The organism is bacterium (genome assembly GCA_021108215.1).
Lineage (GTDB): Bacteria > Oederibacteriota > JAAXVQ01 > JAAXVQ01 > JAUVAV01 > JAIORK01.
Genome location: JAIORK010000026.1, coordinates 145,552 through 167,396, shown reverse-complemented (window position 1 = coordinate 167,396; position 21,845 = coordinate 145,552). Strand labels below are relative to the sequence as shown.

General features: G+C 44.1%; 17 protein-coding genes. All 17 read left to right on the top strand.

The genetic code is table 11. From position 1 onward, the window contains the following. The first annotated feature begins 615 nt into the window (after window positions 1–615). The 17 genes from K8S19_05330 to K8S19_05250 all read left to right on the top strand — a co-directional run bounded on the left by K8S19_05330 (window position 616) and on the right by K8S19_05250 (window position 21,774). Window positions 616–1,359, top strand: coding sequence for a hypothetical protein (locus K8S19_05330; GenBank protein MCD4813095.1), 744 nt, complete (start codon window positions 616–618; stop codon window positions 1,357–1,359). 251 nt (window positions 1,360–1,610) lie between these two features. Further along, a complete protein-coding gene (locus K8S19_05325; GenBank protein ID MCD4813094.1) occupies window positions 1,611–2,201 on the top strand; it encodes a T9SS type A sorting domain-containing protein in 591 nt (196 codons plus the stop codon). A 20-nt stretch (window positions 2,202–2,221) separates the two neighbouring features. After that, on the top strand, window positions 2,222–3,019 hold the full coding sequence (locus K8S19_05320) for a hypothetical protein (GenBank protein ID MCD4813093.1): 798 nt from the start codon (window positions 2,222–2,224) through the stop codon (window positions 3,017–3,019). A gap of 223 nt (window positions 3,020–3,242) precedes the next feature. Beyond that, window positions 3,243–4,565, top strand: a complete 1,323-nt coding sequence (locus K8S19_05315; GenBank protein MCD4813092.1) for a glycosyltransferase family 39 protein — start codon at window positions 3,243–3,245, stop codon at window positions 4,563–4,565. 353 nt (window positions 4,566–4,918) lie between these two features. Next, on the top strand, window positions 4,919–6,514 hold the full coding sequence (locus K8S19_05310) for a hypothetical protein (GenBank protein MCD4813091.1): 1,596 nt from the start codon (window positions 4,919–4,921) through the stop codon (window positions 6,512–6,514). Between the two features lie 184 nt (window positions 6,515–6,698). Next, on the top strand, window positions 6,699–7,394 hold the full coding sequence (locus K8S19_05305; protein MCD4813090.1) for a glycosyltransferase family 2 protein: 696 nt from the start codon (window positions 6,699–6,701) through the stop codon (window positions 7,392–7,394). Window positions 7,395–7,703: 309 nt separating this feature from the next. Next, entirely contained in the window at window positions 7,704–9,104 is a 1,401-nt protein-coding gene (gene glmM / locus K8S19_05300; GenBank protein MCD4813089.1) for a phosphoglucosamine mutase, read from the top strand. Continuing rightward, the gene (locus tag K8S19_05295) at window positions 9,086–9,799 is read left to right on the top strand and encodes a pyridoxine 5'-phosphate synthase (protein MCD4813088.1); all 714 of its coding nucleotides are present in this window, start codon (window positions 9,086–9,088) and stop codon (window positions 9,797–9,799) included. Before glmM ends, K8S19_05295 begins: the two co-directional genes overlap by 19 nt. Before the next feature lie 236 nt (window positions 9,800–10,035). Beyond that, complete coding sequence (gene glmS / locus K8S19_05290; protein MCD4813087.1) at window positions 10,036–11,871, top strand: glutamine--fructose-6-phosphate transaminase (isomerizing); 1,836 nt, start codon at window positions 10,036–10,038, stop codon at window positions 11,869–11,871. A gap of 122 nt (window positions 11,872–11,993) precedes the next feature. After that, complete coding sequence (locus K8S19_05285; protein ID MCD4813086.1) at window positions 11,994–12,401, top strand: secondary thiamine-phosphate synthase enzyme YjbQ; 408 nt, start codon at window positions 11,994–11,996, stop codon at window positions 12,399–12,401. Window positions 12,402–12,534: 133 nt separating this feature from the next. Further along, window positions 12,535–14,538 (top strand): hypothetical protein, encoded by a 2,004-nt coding sequence (locus K8S19_05280; GenBank protein ID MCD4813085.1) that lies wholly within the window; start codon window positions 12,535–12,537, stop codon window positions 14,536–14,538. 5 nt (window positions 14,539–14,543) lie between these two features. Next, complete coding sequence (lepA, locus tag K8S19_05275; protein ID MCD4813084.1) at window positions 14,544–16,343, top strand: translation elongation factor 4; 1,800 nt, start codon at window positions 14,544–14,546, stop codon at window positions 16,341–16,343. Window positions 16,344–16,647: 304 nt separating this feature from the next. Continuing rightward, on the top strand, window positions 16,648–17,328 hold the full coding sequence (gene lepB / locus K8S19_05270) for a signal peptidase I (protein MCD4813083.1): 681 nt from the start codon (window positions 16,648–16,650) through the stop codon (window positions 17,326–17,328). A gap of 20 nt (window positions 17,329–17,348) precedes the next feature. Then, a complete protein-coding gene (gene hemW, locus K8S19_05265; protein ID MCD4813082.1) occupies window positions 17,349–18,464 on the top strand; it encodes a radical SAM family heme chaperone HemW in 1,116 nt (371 codons plus the stop codon). Window positions 18,465–18,604: 140 nt separating this feature from the next. Then, window positions 18,605–18,877: an HU family DNA-binding protein gene (locus K8S19_05260; GenBank protein ID MCD4813081.1), complete on the top strand. Its 273-nt coding sequence runs from the start codon at window positions 18,605–18,607 to the stop codon at window positions 18,875–18,877. Between the two features lie 209 nt (window positions 18,878–19,086). Beyond that, a complete protein-coding gene (locus K8S19_05255) occupies window positions 19,087–20,166 on the top strand; it encodes a DUF4912 domain-containing protein (GenBank protein ID MCD4813080.1) in 1,080 nt (359 codons plus the stop codon). Window positions 20,167–20,181: 15 nt separating this feature from the next. Then, complete coding sequence (locus tag K8S19_05250; GenBank protein ID MCD4813079.1) at window positions 20,182–21,774, top strand: DUF1957 domain-containing protein; 1,593 nt, start codon at window positions 20,182–20,184, stop codon at window positions 21,772–21,774. Window positions 21,775–21,845 lie beyond the last annotated feature (71 nt).

The window sequence follows — 21,845 nt, the reverse complement described above, 5'->3', positions numbered from 1 at the left end:
GCATCACGAAAGTAGCTTTACATGCGGCTTGAGGTCAAACTCGCTGAAATACTCCGGTCCACTAAATCAGGGGAAGTTTAAATCTATAAAATGTTAAAACCAAAACAGGACATGTGTACAGAGCTAGTATTCGCCTGACACCCGGTATGTACCGGGCAGGCCTGGCCTTAGCTGGGGCGGAGTGATCTTCCCTCGATGAAATGGACATAATTTCAAGATGCTTTTCGCATCCTCTCATATTCAGCTGGATTTTTAAATCCCAAATACGAGTGACGTCTACACCTGTCTCGCTATAATCAAATAAATTTGTTGCGGCTTCTGATCTTGCTTGATAGTGGCGCCAGTACACGTGTTCCGTTTTCAGTGTATGACAAAATAATTTCACAACTGTGTTGTCCCGGCAATTACCTTGGTGATTCATGATTGCAACAAAACCGTTATCACTCCGGAACTCCCCCATTTTGACCTCAATATGCTCACTAAAAAAAATATAAATATGTGCTTTTATATGCATGGATTTCTTTAAAAATTAGTCTAACGGAATAGGAAGAAAAAACATTATTATAAGGGGGTATTGTATGTTTCGGATTTTATCATTCGCTAAAGGAGGAACGTATGAGAAATAAAAATATTCTATTAGGATTAATAGTTATTGTTCCACTGCTGAGTTCTTGTGCGTCAGTAGGATTGAATAAAAGCACGGTTAATCCCATTTACCTGCAGCAATTAAAAAAAATCGCGGTTATGACAGTTTACTGTGACAAACGAATTGATACAAGTGAGCTGACTTCAATTGTTTTTGATATCAATAAGCGCTCGAATCAGAAAAATTTTGATTTATTTCCCATGGCAATGAAGTTGCACAAGACTATTTTTACCCTATATCCTTCGATTTTACCCAGCGAAATTGCCGATGAAAAAAGTATTATTATGAAACCACATTATCGGGCCATCAAAAAAAATGAAAATTTCTTTTTAAAGCCATTTAATGTAGCGACTCCTCCCGGATATATTGCGATTTCAACCTTTGATTTAAATCCTATTAAAGCCAGTCTCGAACAGATGCCCGATATTGATGGTGTGCTTTTTTTATCCGCCGAATACCGTTTATCTAAAATAGGTGGAGAGTTTTTGGGTTTTGGTAAGTTGGCGGTTAAGTGCACTGTTACTTTATCAATTCTTGATCGGGAAGGAAACGTTGCGATTAATCATTCCGTCGAAGCTGAGTCCATGAGCAAAATTAAATATTCATTTGGAGGTGCATTTGATACTGCTAAAATTATTCCTCTGTGTGATGAAGCAACCGAACAGGCTGATTTGTGGATGCAATATTGGTTGAAGAAGAATGTCGTAAAATAAAGCGGGGATAAAAAGCACGCTTTGATAAATGATGCGTGTCGGAGTTCAAATGTCCGGTTAATACCTTATATTTGAACTCCGGCAGCAACAAAGAAAAGTCGAAAAGAGAAATCAGAGGGGTGGTGTGATCTTCCTCCGGTCCGTGGATGCCCGGAAATGAATGAAATACAACCAGAGAATTTGTTCTATATTATGTTGGTTTAATTTTGTGATTTTGCTACAATTTTGACACTTAAATGAAGAGGGATATCATGAAATATTTATTAGTTTTAATGTTGTTTCTAATTTCGTCTTCCGTCAGTGCGATGCAATCTGCGATTTATGTTATAGATGAGTCTATTCTCAATGCGGGTGGCAATACATCTACGTCGGCTACATATGATATTGTGGATTCGATTGGTGAGCCATTGATCGGTCAGTGCAATGATGAGATATCGATACTGCAATCCGGTTATTATAATGATTTTGTTGTTCCTCTGCCGACGGCGACACCCACAGCAACGATTACATCAACCCCCTCACCCACGCAAACACCTATAAGGAATTTTGGGGAAGAGATTTTATCGAAAAAATGGGTGTATGCAGCACCCAATCCGATTCGCGGACATACCGCGCATATTTACTTTCATTTATCAGAAGCCGCAGATGTTGAGATTAAGGTGTATACCACCAGTAATCAATTTGTGATTTCCAAGCGATGGGATATGAAACCGGCGGGGAAAAATTATTGGCGGTGGAATGTGTCCAATCTTGCAAATGGCGTTTATATCATGCTGATTAAGGCCAAAGGAAATAATGGTAAAACCACAATCGTGAAGAAAAAAATTGCCCTGGTGAAATAGGGACAAAGCGGAGGCTTAAAATGAAGAAAACCATAGTTTGGTCAATAGGCCTGGTGTTGCTCGCGACGCAGATGGCATTGGCGGCAATTCCCAATGTGATCAATTACCAAGGACGTTTAACAAATCATTCGGGCGATCCATATGCCGACGGTACGTATGCTATGACCATTACCCTATACAATGATCCGGTAGCATCAAGTCCATCCAATGTTATTGGGAGTGAAGTGCATAGTGTGGATACAAAGAACGGTTATTTTAATATTCAGATAGGTGCGGCGAGTTCACCCATGGATTTGTCGAGCTTTGATTTTAATGAAGAGTATTATTTGGGTATCACCGTTAATCCTGATACGGAGATGACGCCCAGGAAAAAGTTGACCAGTGTGGGGTATGCTTTTCGTGCGCGGAACGCCACCAGCGCAGATACCGCCACCAGTGCCACCAGCGCCACGAATGCAGGACAGCTGGATAATCTTGATTCAACTGATTTTTTAAGAGCGCTCGCAGGATCGGTCACACAGACCAACGCATCTTTTGCACCGAAGGTTTATGATAGTGCAGGCAGTGAATGGGTACAGCCAAAAATTATGGTGGGGACTGGAATGACAAATGAATTCGGAAATGCGACAATAACGTTTAGTAATGTATTTACACATAAACCGGTATTGATTGTTTCACGAAGATCATTAAGTAATGGTGGAGAAGCTGCTGGATACGTTGATGATTCTGATGATAATATAGCATATATTCATATTTTTAATTCAGATGGGACAGCTGGAGCTAATGCTGGTTTTAGCTGGATTGCAATCGGGTATTAATTTTATTCAGCAAAGATATATATTGCTTATTATAATGGTTATTTACGGCAAAAAAACGGAAGTTGATTTAAAAGGGCGACCTATTATTCATTTTAAGCACTAACTATAATTAGCAATAGTATTTAGATATCCCACCAAATTAGTAATAAAGTATATTTATTCAATTTGTATTGGTAGGAATAGAAATTAGGATTTAAAAATCCAATATGTAAAGAGGCAAGAGATGTTTAAAGTAAATAATACAATATTTTTGTTAATTATATTTTTTTCAGTATTCACGATATATTTTTCTAAAGCTGTTTATTGGCCTTATGATTCGCGGTGGTCTTTATATACCGCGATGAGCATTATCCAGGAACACAACACAGATATAGATGAATATATGGAATTTTTTGAGGACGAAGGAAAACGCGAGGTGGAAAAGCATTTCGGACACTATTATTCTCAGTATCCAATAGGTTCTTCTGTCATGGCATTGCCATTTGTTTTTGTTGCGGATTTGACTTTTCGTCGCGTACTGGCACTAGGGTCAACTACTGGCGCGACAGATAAATTTGATTTCAATGAGTACTTTAAAGGGAAATATCCTACTGGTTTGGAATTTTTTATAGCTTGTTTTTATATGTCTTTGACAGTCGTGCTGATGTTTGGGTTAATTCGTCTTTTTTTGGGCAGGAAAAGAAGCTTGCTGCTTACGGCCATATTTGCTTTTGGTACCGCAGCCTGGCCAACAGCAAGCCGCGCACTATGGCAACACGGACCATCGATGATGATGCTCATTTTGACTTTGTTCTTTATTATAAAGGCAAAGCAGCGTCCTGAGTTTGTTCAATTTGCCGGATTGACATTAGCGATGGCATATATAACACGTCCCACCAATAGTCTTTCGGTTATACTTCTTACTATATATATTTTTTGGCAACATCGAGAATATTTTTTGCGTTATCTTTTATGGGCATCCGTAATTGCTGTTCCGTTTTTATTACACAACTTAAGTGTTTATCATTCTTTGTTTTCGCCTTATTATCAACCTGAAATAGGGTTTGCCTGGTCTGAGTTTTTAGTGGGGTTATCCGGGAATATGTTTAGTCCAGCCAGAGGGCTATTAGTATTTTCGCCTATATTTATATTTTCAATAATTGGATTTATTATAAAAATAAAGTTTCATAAAGTTGAGAGATTAGATTATTTTCTTATTGCTATTATCATGTTGCACTGGATAGTGATCTCCATTTGGCCCATGTGGTGGGGAGGACACTCTTTTGGTTATCGTTTGTTTTCTGATATGGTTCCTTATTTAATCTATTTCATGGTCCCTTTCATGCAAATGGATATTCAATCCTGGAGATGGAAAAAAGCCTCTTGGGTAGTTTTTTTATTGCTGGCATTTACCAGCATTGTAATAAATGGTAATGGTGCAGTCCGGGAATCTGGACGATACTGGAATTTTGTTCCAACGAATATTGATCAAGATCCGAAGAGATTGTGGGATTGGCGTGATCCGCAATTTTTAAGCGGGATTTTAAATAAAAAAATGTTGAAATAAAAATCCGGTATAAGGAACATATACACATATAATATTATTTCTACTAAGAGCCTGAGCATTTAGTTTGTTTTATTATGTTGTCATTCCCGCATGCTCTTGTCGGGAATCCACACGCTTTGATTTTAAAGAAATTAAAAGTCACTGGATACCCGCTTACTGCGTGCGGGTATGATAAAAACGACTAAATATTCAGTCTCCTAGGACACACTGAATATTCGAATGAAAAAGTGAATCAAATAGAAATTGTGAAATATGTCATACTTGATTGGGAAAGAGACCTATAAAAAGAAAAAGGTTTAAGTCGTTTTTTTACACTTCTTGCTAGAAAAAAAGGAATAATCAGGAGATATATTGTGAAGCTGAGTCTAAAAACAATTATTCCAATTATCTATTTTGTTTTTTTCCTAATGATCGGAATAAGCATTTATAAGCATTACGGGCTTTCATGGGACGAACCTATACAGAAAGGTTATGGCGAAATCATATGGAATTATATAGCTGATCATGATGAACAATTATTAACGTATCGAGATAGGCACTATGGGGCTTTTTTTGAACTGGTTTTATATGCCAGTGAGAAAACGTTTCATCTAACAGATACTCAGAAGATATATCATAGTCGCCATCTGATTACTTTCATATATTTTTACATTAGTGTCATTTTCTTTTATTTATTGTGTCTGTTTTTTTTAAAAGATTGGCGATTGGCGCTTTTGGGCTGTACCATGCTTATTCTTAGTCCTAGAATATTTGCACATGCTTTCTATAATTCAAAAGATATACCCTTTTTATCGAGTTTTATTATTGCAATGTTTACTTTAGTTAAGTTTGCAGATAAAAAGACATGGTTCTGGGCATTAATTCATGCGGTCACAACTAGTATTTGTATAGATATTCGCATTTTGGGAATCCTGATTTTACCGTTAACTTTTTCAATGATGTTTTTTAATAGTTTGTTTAAAAAGGAAAAATTTTCAATCTTTATTAGAAATCATTTCCTTACTTACATTGTAGGGTCATTTATTTTTACAATATTATTTCAGCCCCCATTGTGGAATGATCCAATAAAGAGTTTTGTGGCTGCTTTTATAGTCATGGCGAAATTCCCCTGGGGCCAATCTGTTTTATTTGATGGTGAAATAATAAAGGCAACAAAATTACCTTTTTCTTATATTCCGATATGGATTTCGATTACGACACCGCTGGTTTATTTATTCTTTTTTCTTGTGGGAATTATTGATTTTGTCGTAAAAGTAATTAGTCGGAAAAATCGTGCTTATGCTGAATTTCATCCATTTGTTCTCCCGCTTTTATGGTTTTTTGTTCCATTACTATCAATTATTGTTTTTCGCTCAACTGTATATGATGCTTGGCGGCAAATGTTTTTTATTTATCCGGCCTTGCTACTATTAGCGATTTTAGGAATTCGGTTTTCTTACAAAGTGTTTTTAAAATTAATCCAATCACTTTCGTTTCGTTTTATAAAAGCAACTTCTTTTGTTTTTGTAGCAATCATTTTTTCACCAATTATTTTTTCAATGATTACATATCATCCTTATCAAAATGTGTACTTTAATAAACTGGTTGGTGGAATAAGTGGAGCGCGATTTAACTTTGAAATGGACTATTGGGGTCTGTCGAATAAGCAGGCTCTGGAATATATTTTAAAACACGACCAAAGTGATTCTATCAAGATATATGCAGATACTACACCCGCTAGAACCAATCGCTTTCTACTTAGTCCGGAACAACAGGCACGTCTTAGCTATGTCAAACTAAGAGAGGAAGCGGACTATATTTTTGGTGGATATCGTACCAGAAAAAATGAATATCATTATAAAAACGAGTTTTATTCTGTACGTGTTAAAGGTGCCAAGATTTTATCAGTTTTTAAAAAAAATAAAGGCCAAACTATCCTTTCGACTCCTGTTAAAATTGGGCAAAAGTAAATGCAATTAAATATGTTGCAACTAATCGGCCGCGTGGTTGTCCCGGGAAATGTCGGAGTAAGATTGGCGAAGAACGAAAAAACACAGAGAAGGACTGATTAAAGAGGACAGATTTGCTACAATTCAGTTGTTTTTTTTGAAGAGCGATCTCATGAAATATATATAGGAGCATTTGATGGAAAAAATGAATTATCCAACACTATCAGTCATTATACCGGCTTACAATGAAGAAAGAACAATTGCCGAGATAATCTATCGCGTCAGGGCAGTTGAGATTGAAAAAGAAATCATTGTGGTCAATGACGGCTCAAAAGACAAAACCGCTGATATTTTAGAAGGGCTCAAGGATCAGGATTTGAAAATAATCACCCTGCCTGGAAATTCCGGAAAAGGCGGAGCGATTCGTGAAGGGTTTAAACATGCTAAAAATGAAGTGGTGATTATTCAGGATGCGGATCTTGAGTATGATCCGCAGGATTACTATGATTTAATGGTGCCGTTTATAAAGGATGAAGCCGATGTGGTTTATGGCAGCCGGTTTATAACCGCCAAATACCGCCGGATTCATTTTTACTGGCATTATGTGGCGAATCAATTATTGACCACGCTTTGCAATATGATGTGTAATCTTAATTTGTCGGATATGGAGACCTGTTATAAAGCATTCAGAAGGGAACATATTCAGAGCATCAAACTCTATGAAAAACGCTTTGGGATTGAACCGGAAATGACGATTAAACTGGCTAAAAAAGGTTTGCGGTTTTACGAAGCAGGCATATCTTATCATGGTCGTTCATATGAAGAAGGAAAGAAGATAAGCCTGAAAGATGCGTTTCGGGCTGTGTATTGTATAGTTAAGTACGGACTTTTTTCATCATAGTGAATTTATATCATCTGTGGTTTATTGTGTTTTGGTTTTATTCTGAGGACTTAAATAATCCTGTTTTTCAATCGTTTTAGTGTGTTGGCTGCGGATGATGCGGGAGTGTAATAATGATTTTTTATAAAGCATAGCCTAATTCCCTGACAGGATAGATGATTGAAGTCCGGAACTTTCTTGGGTTGCCCGCTCTTTAGAGCGGGCAAATTGATTTTATTTGCGCCCCTATCATGCCTATGCTACTATAACCCTCAATATTTTCAATACAATGGCATTCGTGGATTTGGATGATAGTTGAGGGAGATGTGTATGCAAAAAGGGAGTAAACAATATTTTGGAACGGATGGGATCCGCGGGTTGGCGAATCAGGGTCCTTTGGATGTGGCGGAAGTGCTCCGCTTAGGCGAGATCACAGCCGAGGTTTTGTCCGCGCAATTTAAGCGGCGGGTGCATATCGGTCTGGGATGGGATACCCGGATTTCTTCACCCGCACTGGCTGCGGCGCTCAGCGCCGGGTTGGCCAGCGGCAATGCGCATGTGATGCGTTTTGGTGTGATTCCCACACCGGCGGTGTCTCAATTGACACGTCATTACAAGCTGGATGCAGGGATTGTTATATCAGCGTCACATAATGCCGCGGAAGATAATGGGATCAAATATTTTGCCGCCACCGGCGGGAAATTTCCGGAAAAAAGCGAGGCGGTTTTAGAAAAAAAACTGCACGCAGCCAGGCGGAATCATCCCCAAACCGGTATCCAAATAGGGACCATTGTTGATTGTTTTGGCGAGGCAGCCCGGGTGTATACCCGGGATTTGATCAAGCGTTTTGTTGACCGGAAATTAAAGGGGCTCAAGGTGGCGGCGGACCTTGCCAATGGCGCTACCTGTCGTACGGTGCCACCGGTGTTTGATGCCTTGGGTATCAAGGCCACCTATTTGCACGATCAGCCCGATGGGATCAATATCAATCACCATTGCGGGTCCTGCCATCTGGAAAGCGTGATCCGGAAAGTCCGCTCTGGTGGATTCCAGGCCGGTCTGGCGTTTGACGGTGATGGTGACCGGGTCATGCTTATTGATGAAAAAGGCGGGGTGGTCAATGGCGACCGTATTTTAGGGATCCTGGCAATGCATTACGCCCGGAAAGGGCAGCTGGCCAAACGGACTGTGGTCTCGACTGTGATGAGTAATTTGGGGCTGGAACTTTATTTAAAAGAAAAAAAGATCCATCTGTTGCGTACCACGGTAGGGGACCGCTATGTTTCTCAAGCGATGGAGAAAAAAGGATTGGTTTTGGGCGGAGAACAGTCCGGGCATATTTTACTGCCGCGTTTAAGCCAGACAGGGGATGGACTGCTGACCGCACTGGAAGTCTTGGATGTGATGAAAGCAACCAACCGGCCACTCTCGGCATTGGCAGGCGGATGGCGTGATTTTCCGCAACTACTGGTTAATATCCCGGTAAAGCGCCGCCCGGATTTAATGAAAATCAAGCAAGTAAGCGACGAGGTTAAAGCCTCAAAAAAAGCGCTTAAAGACCGCGGCCGGGTCAACCTGCGTTATTCCGGAACCGAAGCTTTGGCGCGTGTCATGGTGGAAGCTGAGACCGGTGAGCAGGCCGAGCTGTGGGCGCATCGTATCGGTGATGCCGTGGCTGCCAAAATCGGCCACGGCAAAAGGAGGATCATCACATGGCTAACCTCTGTGTAAATATTGATCATATTGCAACCTTGCGCCAGGCGCGTAAGGAATTGGAACCGGACCCGATTGCCGCGGCTGTTTTGGTGGAGCAAGCCGGCGGGGAAGGGATTACGGTGCATTTGCGGGAAGACCGGCGGCACATCCAGGATCGTGATGTTTTTTTATTGCGCGAAATTGTGAAAACCAAACTTAATCTTGAGATGGCGGCCACGCCTGAAATGGTTGAAATTGCGACAAAAATTAAACCGGAGGAATGCACTTTGGTTCCGGAAAAACGCGAGGAACTTACCACGGAGGGCGGTTTGGATGTTGCCAATCAATTGGCAAAGCTGCAACCTATGATTTTACGTCTTCAAAGAGCCGGGATAACGGTTTCTTTGTTTATTGATCCTACGCCGGAGCAGATTACTGCCGGCGCAGAGGCAGGTGCCAACTTTGTAGAATTACATACCGGCGCCTATGCCCGGGCGAAAAAAGAGGCGGATATTCGGAAAGAATTTCAGCTGCTTGTCGTTGGTGCGCGTTTGGCACAGGAAAAAGGATTGCGTGTCAATGCGGGTCACGGATTGACCTACCAGAATGTGGCCCCGGTGGCGGGGATTGCCGGGATCGAAGATTTGAATATCGGTCATAATATTATTGCGCGTTCAGCGCTGGTCGGAATTGATTGTGCGGTACGGGATATGCTGGATTTGGTGAAATGAATTCAGGCGTACGGGTCAATCGGGTTGCTCTTTCCCAAAGAAAAAAACGCAGCTTCAGTATTGATAGGACATTATGGCGTTGTATCGTCAAAACCGGCTCTATCGTGCGGATACAGGATCAGTTTTCTTTGAAAATCAGCACTCTAAGTGATTTAGAAACAGGGTCTTTAGGGAAACCAGCTGGTTAGTCGTGATTTTAAAATTTATTTTAATAGGATATATAGAAGAGGTGGGGTATGTGCGGGATTGTTGGATATGTGGGGCACCGTAATTCGGTTCCGATTTTGCTGGATGGGTTGCAAAGACTGGAATACCGGGGATATGACTCGGCCGGGTTGGCAGTCATTTCCAAAGGCAAGCTGACGCTGCGGCGGAGTGAAGGGAAATTGTATAAGCTGGTGCGCTTGGTGGAAAAAGCGCCGATGACAGCAGTGACAGGTGTGGGGCATACGCGTTGGGCAACTCATGGCCGGCCCAATGAAGACAATGCGCATCCGCATACGAATAATAAGGGAACGCTGGCTGTTGTGCACAACGGTATTGTTGAAAATGACCGCGGTTTGCATAAAGAACTTGAGAAGCAGGGCTATTGTTTTCTTTCAGATACGGATACGGAAGTGTTTGCCCATTTGATTGATAAATATTATCGCGGCAAGGTGCCGCTGGAAACAGCAGTCCGCCGGGCTGTGGCACGCATCAAGGGGACCTTTGCCTTGGCAGTGGTCAGCCAGCGTGAACCGGGAAAATTGGTCGCCGCCCGCCGCGGCAGTCCTTTGATCCTGGGGATCGGCAAGCAGGAAAATTTTATTGCCTCTGATATACCTGCGCTGCTGCCGCATACCCGCGATGTTTTATTTGTACAGGATGAAGAAATTGCGGTCCTGACAGACAAGGGCATTAAGCTTATGACCACGCAAGGCAAACGGGTGCGCCGCAAGCCAACCCATATTACCTGGAATGCCATCCAGGCGGAAAAAGGCGGGTATAAACATTTCATGCTCAAGGAAATTTATGAGCAACCCCAAGTGGTGGAAGACACGATTCGGGGACGGGTGGAAGGGCTGGGTGGGAAAATTGTCCTGGGTGATGCGGAAATTCCGTTGGCGTTTCTAAAACAAATGAAAAAAGTTTTTATTATTGCCTGCGGAACATCCTGGCATGCCGGTCAAGTGGGCAAGTTTCTGATTGAGAGTATGGCAAAAATTCCGACTGAGGTGGATTTTGCCTCGGAGTTTCGCTACCGGACACCTTTGGTGGATGCGCATAGTCTGGTGGTTTTAATCAGCCAGTCCGGTGAAACCGCAGATACCCTGGCGGCATTGCATGAAGCCCGGCGCCGCAAGGCACACACCCTGTGCATTTGCAATGTGGTGGGATCGACCATGACCCGGGATGCACACGAAACATTGTACACTCATGCCGGGCCGGAAATCGGTGTGGCTTCGACCAAGGCATTTGTGGCACAACTAACAGCACTGCATTTGCTGGCACTGTACCTGGGACAGCATCAAAAGATGATGACAGCCGCTGCGGCAACGCTGCATATGGACCATCTGCGTCAAGTCCCGCGTCTGATTGAGGCGATCCTGAAACAGGAAAACATTATTGAGAAAATCGCCGAAGAGCTCTACAAGCGCAAAGATTTTTTATATCTCGGACGCGGGATCAACTATCCGATTGCTTTGGAAGGCGCTTTGAAGCTCAAGGAGATATCTTATATTCATGCGGAAGGTTACCCGGCCGGTGAGATGAAACATGGTCCGATTGCATTGATTGACGGACGCATGCCGGTCGTGGCGATTGCCAATCAATCATCGGTTTTGGAAAAGATCATGAATAATATTGAGGAAGTGAAAAGCCGCAACGGTTCCGTACTGGCGATCGTGACCCGCAGCAACCGTGAGATTAAGCGGCGTGTGGATTGGGTGATTGAGATTCCGGCGGTGGCGGAGTCGATTAGTCCTTTGATTACAGTCATTCCCTTACAGTTGCTGGCCTATCACATCGCTGTGTTGCGGGGTGCGGATGTGGACCAGCCGCGTAATTTGGCCAAGAGTGTCACCGTGGAATAGGCATCATTGTTGTTGGGCTTTTAGAAATGGTATGATGTTGGTTGTTTGCAGCCATGCCACAAACAACCAGCCGAACACCGGGAAACAGTTTACAGAGTTCATGAGATCAAAAAGGATAAACGATGGTTAGTCAACTGATGGAAATCAATGTCGCAACCCGGCAGCGGGTGGAAATGATTGATGTCACCAGTCTGGTTAAGAAACATTTAAGCGAGACCGGAATTCAAGCCGGCATGCTGGTGGCACATGTGCTGCATACCACGGCCGGACTTACGGTGAATGAAAATGCAGATCCGGATGTGCTGCATGATCTCTTGCTTCAGCTGGAAACCCTGGCACCCAACCGGCGTGAATTTCGGCACGGCGAGGGCAATTCCGATGCGCATGTTAAATCATCCCTGGTGGGCTGCTCATTGACATTGCCGGTGGCGCACGGTGTACCGGTACTGGGGACCTGGCAGGGGATTTATTTTTGTGAGTTTGACGGACCACGGCAGCGCAAACTTGTACTCCGCGTCATGGGAGACTAATCCGGGCGAAAACCGGATGCTGTATGCAATTTTCAGATTACCGCTGGGTGTTTCCTGACAGGTGGACTCCATGGTGCATGAAATAATGAAATCCGTTGGAAGGGTCTTATTTCAAAAGAAAGGCGAAAATTTGTTGAAAAAAAAGATTTGTTTTTTTGTCATGATTGCAGTGATGCTTTTTTTATGGATGCCGGGCACCGTGGCAGCGGAATCACTCGTCATCGATACGGGAAAATCCGCTTATTGGCGGTATGAATTGGTGGATATTACCGCCAGTCTCAATACGCGAAGCGCCCAAGCACTCGGGACATTGCCGGGGACCCTGCAGGCAAGCATCTGGCGGGGCAAGAAAAAAATAGTGACAGTCGGTAATATGCCGACAGTCGCACTGGTTCATAACGGCACCGGTCACTGGCAGGGAAAATGGCCGATTCCGTTTAATCCGCGCTTGGGGACTTATACTGTCAAGTTGCAGCAACTACTCACGGATGGCAATACGCTGACTGCGGTCGGGACATTTAAGGTAAAAGGGCGCAAGCCGTACCAACTACCGGCCGGATTTTCCGTGGTAACCTATGAGGGCGGCAAGTACGGGCCGAACAGGACACCGGGATTACAAGCTGAGGATGCCTCCTCCTGGCGCAATTTGATTGTCTGGACTGACTATATGGGTGCCGATGCTTTTTGGCATTGTGTCGGCCAGACACAGATTTGGGGCAGACGCAAAGCCGAGCAGTATCCCTGGTCTGAATATACCGTGCGGCTCATGCATCGCGCCGCTGCGGCGGCGCATGACGCCGGGTTGCAGTACGGTGCCTGGATTACCGCTTTTGTTGTGATCGGGAACAAACCGGAGGAAACCGGCTACCGGTTTACACTGGGATACAATCGCGAGCAAAATGCCTTGCGCCAGCTTCGTTATGTTTCGCTGGGATGTGAGAAACGGACTAATCATATAATTGAGCTTCTGGAAAAATTTGAGGCGGACCCCAATGTGGATTATTTGGGATTGGATTATATGCGGACTGATTTCGGCGGGTATGAATTTGCCGGAAATTTTGTGGAGGATATGTCCATTGCTGTGCCCGGAGAATGGGAACGCTGGTCTGACTCGGAAAAAAGTCTTTGGATGGCACGGTTGATCGAGATTAAACGTGATCCAACAGCACGGGCGAAATGGCGCTGGTGGCGCGCGCACAAAGTCGGCTTGGTGATAGAGCATATTGTGGCCCAGGTCAAACCCACCAAACCGCTCTGGGTTTTTTCCCTGGGATGGCAGACCGGGCACCAGCATGGTCAGGATTTGCTTATGATGCTTGATGCCGGGGTTGGTTTTAATGCGCCTATGTTTTATTCCATTGACCGGCCTGATTTTCCCCACATGCTGACTTCCTGGAAAAACTATCTGTCCCGGGCAGATGCCAGTGTTGTGGTGGGAGAACCGGTTGACTGGAATTTACTTCAACGCACACTTGCTCCGGCCGGACCCCGGGAGCATCTGGACCGGCAGACGGCAGCTTTGCAGAAACTCAAGTCAGTCAGCAAATCCTTTGGGTTTTTCTGGCATGATTTGGCCCGGGCTTTTTTTGGCGCCCGTGGTCCCTACGGAAATCGCGAGTGGATCATGGCTGGGGCGGCATCGTTTACCCAGCTCAAGGCAGCGGCGGGCCGGATGCCGCTTTCCGTACGTTTGCAGGTACCGCAAGATATGGTTTTGGACCGCAAGACGAAGATCCAGGCGGAAATTGTCAATAGCAGCACCAACACTGTGACCGCCATTCGTGTGGAATTGGTGCCCATGCCGCGATTAACGAATTTGAATCCTGAGCCGGAAATAATTGAATCGCTCGCTGCCGGGGAAACCCGGACAGTGACACTGTATTGCAAAACCAACAGCATTTATGAAAAAAACGGGGGAAAACAAATGGTGGCGGTTCGGGTAACCAGTCTGGAATCCGGGCAGCATAATCCCTGGTTTGATTTTGTTTATTTACCGGTTTCAAAAACACTCGGGCCGCCGCTGCCCCAAGGGAATACACCAGTTGCAGTATCGCAAACAGACTCGAAAAATAGGCTGGTAAAAAAAGAAAAACCCGGTACAATACCCACCCCGAAAGTTAAAGGAGCAGCAAAGTAGTCGTTATGTCAAATCCGATGATTAGAAATTTCAGTATTATTGCCCATATTGATCATGGCAAATCAACCCTGGCAGACCGTATTTTAGAGTTCACCCAGACAGTTGCCAAGCGCGATATGCGTGAGCAGCTTCTGGATGATATGGATCTGGAACGGGAGCGGGGCATCACCATCAAAGCCAAAGCGGTACGATTGAAATACCGTCATCCCGATGGGCAGGTGTATCAGTTCAATCTGATTGATACACCCGGCCATGTGGATTTTAATTATGAAGTGAGCCGTTCTTTGTCAGCATGTGAAGGTGCCTTGCTGGTGGTCGATGCCGCCCAAGGCATTGAGGCCCAGACACTTTCTAATGCTGAGCTGGCGGTTTTACAAGATTTGATATTGATCCCGGTGCTGAATAAAATTGATCTGCCGGCGGCCCGGCCGGAAGAAATTAAGCAGCAGATAGAGGATGTATTGCAAATCCCGGGGGAAGAAGCTATTGCGGCATCAGCTAAGACCGGTGTTGGGACACAGGAGATTTTGCAGGCGATTGTGAATAAAGTCCCGGCACCCGGCGGTGATGAGAATGCAATTTTAAAAGCGCTGGTATTTGATTCTCACTTTGATACCTATCGCGGCGTGATTGTCTATATTCGTGTGATGGATGGTAGAATTAAAAAAGGCATGACTGTACGCATGCTTTCGACGCAGACCGCTTATGAAATTGATGAGGTGGGTGTGTTTACCCCCGCGTCAGTGCCGGTGGATGTGCTTTCAGCCGGTGAAGTTGGATACATGATTGCCGGGATTAAAACAATTTCCGATGTTAATGTAGGGGATACTGTCACAGATGACGTCAAACCAACAACCGAACCGTTGTCCGGGTTTCTTGAAGTCAAACCCATGGTGTTTTGCGGATTATTTCCCATCGAGGCGGGAGAGTTTGAAAATTTGCGCACAGCATTGAACAAGCTCAAACTCAATGACGCCTCTTTGTTTTTTGAACCGGAAAATTCGGCAGCACTGGGATTTGGATTCCGTTGTGGGTTTCTGGGTCTTTTGCATATGGAGATTATTCAGGAACGCCTCGAGCGGGAATTTGATCTTGATCTGATTGCGACGGCGCCCTCGGTGGTTTTTCGGGTCAATCAAACAGACGGCACAGTAGTCCGCGTAGACAATCCGGCCAAATTGCCGGCACCGGGAAAGATCGAGTCCATTGAAGAACCTTATATGTTTGTCACTATTTTGGTGCCTTCCGAATTTGTGGGTGCTGTGATGCAGCTTTCTCAGGAAAAACGCGGGACGTACCAGAATACGGAGTATATTGATGCTACCCGGGTCAAGATTACGTATCAGTTACCTTTGATTGAGGTGATTTCGGATTTTTTTGATCAGCTTAAGTCGCGTACCCGGGGCTATGCCAGTATGGATTATGAGCCCTCGGGATATCGCAAGGAAAAAATGGTCAAAGTGGATATCCTGGTCAACAAAGAGCCGGTGGATGCACTTTCTTTTATGTGTCACCGCGATTTTGCTGAAGCGCGCGGCCGCAGTCTGACAGAGAAACTACGCAAAATAATTCCGCGCCAGCAATTTGAGGTACCGATTCAAGCGGCGATTGGCGCCAAAGTCATTGCCCGCGAATCGATCCGGGCGGTACGCAAAGATGTGACTGCCAGATGTTATGGCGGTGATATTACACGGAAACGCAAATTACTGGAAAAGCAAAAAGAAGGCAAACGGCGGATGAAACATGTCGGCAATGTTGAAATTCCTCAGGCGGCATTCCTGGCGGTGTTGAAGCTGGATGAATGATGGCAAGCCGGTGTGAATGACAGTGTTTCAGTGTGTTGCCGAGGAAAGTATTTAAAATACAATTGTGCCGGGGGATATTCGGGCAACCGTGATTTTTTGTAAGCTATTTCCGGCAAGCATTCATTTTGTTCATGCGAGATACGATATAAAGATTAAGCACATATAAACATTTGGTAGCAGCAAGGGTCAATCTTACGGGTTTTCGTTTTCGGAGGAACAAAATGAATGCTTGCCGGGAATAGCGGTAGCATCAAATATTGATGAAACATTAGCACGATAAAATGATTGGAAAGGCGGCAAGTGTATGTGGGAGTGGATTAAAACTGCGGAAGCGGCAGAGTTGATTTTTTATGGATTGCTCGTGGGTCTGAGCCTGGCGCAAATTTTGTTGCGGTATGTTTTTAAAATAAATCCTAAAAGTATCCTTATGGAATATGTTGATTCGGGATTTATTGCCATTATTTTGGCGCTGGTGATTCGCACACTTTTTATCCAGGCATTCAAAATTCCTTCCGGGTCAATGGAGAGTACGCTTTTAATCGGCGATCATCTGCTGGTGAATAAATTCATTTACGGAACACAAATTCCATTTACCGATAAAACGATTCTCAAAATTCGCGACCCCAAGCGCGGCGATATTATTGTTTTTAAATACCCGGAAAATCCGCGGCGTGATTTTATCAAGCGTTGTGTGGGAAAATCCGGTGATATTATTGAGGTGAAAAATAAAATACTCTATGTAAACGGTGACCCGCAATCTGAAGGGTATGTTGCTTTTCGGGATATGCGCGTTTTTCCGCCGGAAGTAAGTCCGCGGGATAATTTCGGACCGGTCACGGTGCCGGCGGAGGCTTACTTTATGATGGGGGATAACCGTGATTATTCCGCAGATTCACGTTTTTGGGGATTTTTACCGAAAAAGCTCATTAAAGGCAAAGCACTGGTTATTTATTGGCCGTTTACGCGCTGGCGAATCATCCGCTAGCAGCTGTTCGGAGTCATGTTATGAAAAGCATTTATATCCATGTTCCTTTTTGTCGGGCGAAGTGTCCTTATTGCGATTTTTCTTCCGGCCCGGCAACCGATGCAGAAGAAATAAACGACTATTTTGCGGCACTGGAAAAAGAAATTGCATTCCGGGTGCAAGGAACATGCGCCTCGATTTTTTTTGGCGGGGGGACACCCTCGCTGGTTCCGGTGGAAAAAATCACGCATAGTTTGAAAAAAATTACGGATGTCATGCAAATTCCCGGCAATACCGAGATCACCCTGGAAGTCAATCCGGCAACCGTTGACGAAGAGAAGCTCCGGCAGTATAAATCTGCAGGGATCAACCGGATTTCACTCGGCGTTCAAAGTACACAAGACAGACAATTAAACCTTTTGGGAAGATATCATTCCAGCAGCCAAGCGTATGAGGCATTTCAAATGATCCGGCACGTTGGTTTTGAAAATATTTCATGCGATATTATCTATGGATTGCCGGACCAGAGTCTGGCTGATTTTCAAAATGATATGGAAACAATCACAGCGTGGCAGCCGGAACACTTTTCTTTATATGTACTTAGCGTGGAAGAAAAAACTCCTTTGTATGAAAAAATTTCTACAGGCGAACTTCCCATGCCCGACGATGATGTTGCGGCGGATATGCTTGCCTGGTCACGGAATTTTTTAGAAGAAAAAGGTTATTTTCAGTATGAATTGTGTAGTTTTTCGAAAAAAGGGAAGCAATGCAGGCATAATCTTGGTTATTGGAACGATAATCCTTATATCGGGCTGGGTACTTCAGCCCATTCTTTTATCGAGGGGATCCGTTCCTGGAATACACTCTCTTTGCAAGCGTATAATCAAATGACGCATTCCAAAGGTGAGGCCCGCGTTGGCCAGGAAGCGCTTGACGATAAGGGACGTGTCGCTGAAAGCATTTTATTAAGACTGCGTCTGACAGAAGGATTGAAAAAGAAAGACTATCAAGGAAAGTCTCCGTTTTGGGAAAAAGACTTTATTCCGATTTTAAAAAAATTTGAAATGCAAGGCTTGGTAACCTTTGATTCAGCCTCAATAAGGCTGACAAAAAAGGGCATGCTGCTTTCAGATATTGTTTTTAGAGAGCTTCTTTAATCGCTATGCTTTTTTGAGGGGATTAATAGAAGAATCGCGCTATTTTATAAGCAAAATTTTAGAAAATACGCTTGACGCATCATTGTTTCTTATGGTAGTTTACTCAAAAATGCACCAATTTCTCTACGAGGAGGTCCTGAATGACAAAAGTTGAATTGATTGATAAAGTGGCCGAAGGTTTGGGTCTGCCCAAGCGCGAAATTGAAAAAATGTTGGAAAAACTTATTTCTACCATCCAAAATGCGCTTAAAGCCGGGCAGAAAGTTTCTGTAGCAGGATTGGGAACGTTTGTTGTCAAAGAGAAAAAAGCCAGAATTGCGCGTAATCCTAAAACAGGCGAGTCTGTCAATGTGCCTGCGAAAAAAGCGCCCAAATTTCGTCCTGGCAAAGAACTTAAAGAGATTGTTCAATAAAAATAAAATTTTTAATATGTTAACTGTGAATTATCAGGATTTTCCTGATAAAAACCATCAGGACAAGTAAGCTGGGGACGGTTTGTTTGAGAAACAAACTGCGGGATAGTAATGCGGGAAAATTAAAGTTTTTTTGCTGTTTTGGCCGTTAATACATTTGGGTATAACTGCCTTATTTAAATGCTGCAACGTGGTTGGGAGGCTGGGCTATGGAAAAGAAAAAGCCGGCTAAAAAAGTGGTTAAAAAAGCAGCTGTTACTAAACGACCTGTAAAAAAAACAGTTGCTAAAAAAACCGCAAAAACAGGCAAACAGGTGAAATCACCGGCGAAAAAGGCGGTGGCGAAGAAATCTGTAAAAAAAGCTGTCGTGAAAAAACAGAAAACGGTTTCCAGGATTTCAGCCAAGGCCGGAAAACCTGTTTCTAAAGAAGTCGCTGAAAAAAAAGACCAGGCAATGTCATCATCGGCGATGCCGGTTTTTCAGGATAGCGGCGGAAATGAAAACGATTTTTGGCAGGATTCCTATGAGGATAATCGCATTGTTCTGATGATCCGCGATCCCTATTGGTGTTTTGTTTACTGGGATTTGTCCATGGACCGCCAGACTGAAGTAATCCGGGAAATTCAGAATGCTTCAGCCAAGATTGTTTTGCGGATCTATGATGTTACTGATATCGAATTTGATGGTTCCAATGCCCACCGGACGCAGGATATTGAAGTGACCGAAGAAGCCACCAATTGGTATATCAATGTTTGGGATGCGGACCGTGCTTATTGTGTTGATCTGGGATTGCTTTATTCAGATGGGCACTTTGTGACACTGGCCCGCTCCAATGTTGTCACCACACCCCGCGATTCGGTTTCGCCGGTCGTGGATGAAGAATGGATGGTGGTTGATGAGACTTTTGACCGGCTGTATAAATCAGCGGGTGCTTCAGCACCGGGTCAAACATCGGAAGGTATTACCAAGTATATGCTTAAAAGAGTCCGGGCTGATGTAACTTCCGGCGGTTTGGCAAGCATGGGATCTGAGGGCGGGAGACCGCAACCCGTGAAAACAGGGGATTTTTGGTTGGTCGTCAACACAGAGGTCATCGTCTATGGCGCGACTGAAGCGGATGCGAATGTTACCATTCAAGGCCAGCCCGTTAAACTGAATCAGGACGGGACCTTTTCCGTACGCTATGCCTTGCCTGACGGCAAACAACGGATTATCGTTGAAGCCGAAAGCAGTGAAGGCACACAACAACGTAAAATCACGCCTGTTATTGGAAAACATACCGAATAATTCGCGGGAGCAACCATGGCGGAAATTGGATATTTAATGATGGTACTGCATGCCCATTTGCCTTATGTGCGGCATCCTGAGCATGAAGACTTTCTTGAAGAAGACTGGTTTTACGAAGCGATTACAGAGACATACATTCCACTGATTGATATGTGTGAATCTTTGTCGGCGGATGGTGTTCATTTTCGGTTGACTCTGTCATTGACACCGCCGTTATTGACCATGTTTGCTGATCCGCTTTTGCAGGAACGCTATATCAAACACATCAATCTGTTGATTGAGCTGGCGGAAAAAGAGGTGGAGCGGACCCGCTGGCAGTCTGAATTCAACAATACAGCCCAGATGTATTTGGAGCGTTTTCGGCATTCCCGTTGGCTGTTTGAGGAAAAGTATCATCGGAATTTGATTGAAGCATTTCGGAAATTTCAGGATTTGGGATATCTTGAAATTATTACATGCGGCGCCACCCATGGTTATCTTCCCTTGATGGTCAATAAAACAGCCCAGCGTGCCCAGATTGCTGTGGCGGTCCAGACACATGAAAAGTATTTGGGGGTCAAACCCCGTGGTATCTGGTTGCCGGAATGCGGTTTTGAACCAGGGATGGATGAAATTTTACGGGATTGTGGAATTCGTTTTTTTTATATGGATACACACGGGGTTTTTCATGGAACGCCCCGTCCTAAATACGGTATTTATGCGCCGGTTTATACACGTAGTGGTATTGCGGCGTTCGGCCGGGATGTTGAATCTTCCAAGCAGGTCTGGAGCTCTAAGGAAGGATATCCCGGGGATTGCAATTACCGGGAGTTTTATCGCGATATTGGTTTTGATTTAGAGTATGACTATATTCGTCCGTATATTCATGGAGATGGATTTAGGATACCGACCGGGATAAAATATTACAAAATAACCGGTGAGCAGGATCACAAGGAACCGTATAATCAGGACCTGGCCCGCGCGATGACGGCTGACCATGCGGGGAATTTTATGTTCAACCGTCAAAAGCAGGCAACGTATCTCAAGGGGTTGATTCATAAAAACCCCTTGATCGTTTCACCCTATGACGCGGAGCTATACGGCCATTGGTGGTATGAAGGTCCGCAATTTTTGGAAAATCTTTTTAGGAAAATTCATTTTGATCAGGATGAATTAAGCGTGGTTACCGCGCCGGAATATCTGAAGGAAAATCCGAGCTTGCAGGTTGTGTCACCCAACATGTCATCCTGGGGATATAAAGGGTATCATGAACAATGGCTGGATGGGTCCAATGACTGGGTTTACAAGCATTTGCACAAGGCGGCGGAACGGATGATCGAGCTGGCCGATACCTATCAGGAACCCAGTTATCTTGAACGCCGGGCACTGAATCAGGCGGCACGTGAATTATTGTTGGCGCAAAGTTCGGATTGGGCCTTTATTATGAAGACCGGCACGATGGTGGAATATGCGATTAAAAGAACCAAAGATCATTTGGGCAGGTTTACGCGGCTTTATTTTGATATTAAACATAATCGTTTAGATCTCGATTGGATGTCCGATATTGAATATAAGGACAATATTTTTTCTGATATCAGTTATGAAGTTTACCAGTCTAAGAATGGGTGATCCCTGCGGGTGGTTATGCACGTCCGGTCTATGACTGGGCGGTATCTTTGCCGGCAGTGATTGAAGGATTG

Bases quoted from the DNA above. Each gene is read 5' to 3' on its own strand.
- hemW (MCD4813082.1), top strand. From the start codon at position 17,349: ATGAAAAGCATTTATATCCATGTTCCTTTTTGTCGGGCGAAGTGTCCT.
- K8S19_05305 (MCD4813090.1), top strand. From the start codon at position 6,699: ATGAATTATCCAACACTATCAGTCATTATACCGGCTTACAATGAAGAA.
- K8S19_05285 (MCD4813086.1), top strand. From the start codon at position 11,994: ATGGTTAGTCAACTGATGGAAATCAATGTCGCAACCCGGCAGCGGGTG.
- glmS (MCD4813087.1), top strand. From the start codon at position 10,036: ATGTGCGGGATTGTTGGATATGTGGGGCACCGTAATTCGGTTCCGATT.
- glmM (MCD4813089.1), top strand. From the start codon at position 7,704: ATGCAAAAAGGGAGTAAACAATATTTTGGAACGGATGGGATCCGCGGG.
- lepA (MCD4813084.1), top strand. From the start codon at position 14,544: ATGTCAAATCCGATGATTAGAAATTTCAGTATTATTGCCCATATTGAT.
- K8S19_05295 (MCD4813088.1), top strand. From the start codon at position 9,086: ATGGCTAACCTCTGTGTAAATATTGATCATATTGCAACCTTGCGCCAG.
- lepB (MCD4813083.1), top strand. From the start codon at position 16,648: ATGTGGGAGTGGATTAAAACTGCGGAAGCGGCAGAGTTGATTTTTTAT.
- K8S19_05255 (MCD4813080.1), top strand. From the start codon at position 19,087: ATGGAAAAGAAAAAGCCGGCTAAAAAAGTGGTTAAAAAAGCAGCTGTT.
- K8S19_05315 (MCD4813092.1), top strand. From the start codon at position 3,243: ATGTTTAAAGTAAATAATACAATATTTTTGTTAATTATATTTTTTTCA.
- K8S19_05320 (MCD4813093.1), top strand. From the start codon at position 2,222: ATGAAGAAAACCATAGTTTGGTCAATAGGCCTGGTGTTGCTCGCGACG.
- K8S19_05250 (MCD4813079.1), top strand. From the start codon at position 20,182: ATGGCGGAAATTGGATATTTAATGATGGTACTGCATGCCCATTTGCCT.
- K8S19_05325 (MCD4813094.1), top strand. From the start codon at position 1,611: ATGAAATATTTATTAGTTTTAATGTTGTTTCTAATTTCGTCTTCCGTC.
- K8S19_05330 (MCD4813095.1), top strand. From the start codon at position 616: ATGAGAAATAAAAATATTCTATTAGGATTAATAGTTATTGTTCCACTG.
- K8S19_05260 (MCD4813081.1), top strand. From the start codon at position 18,605: ATGACAAAAGTTGAATTGATTGATAAAGTGGCCGAAGGTTTGGGTCTG.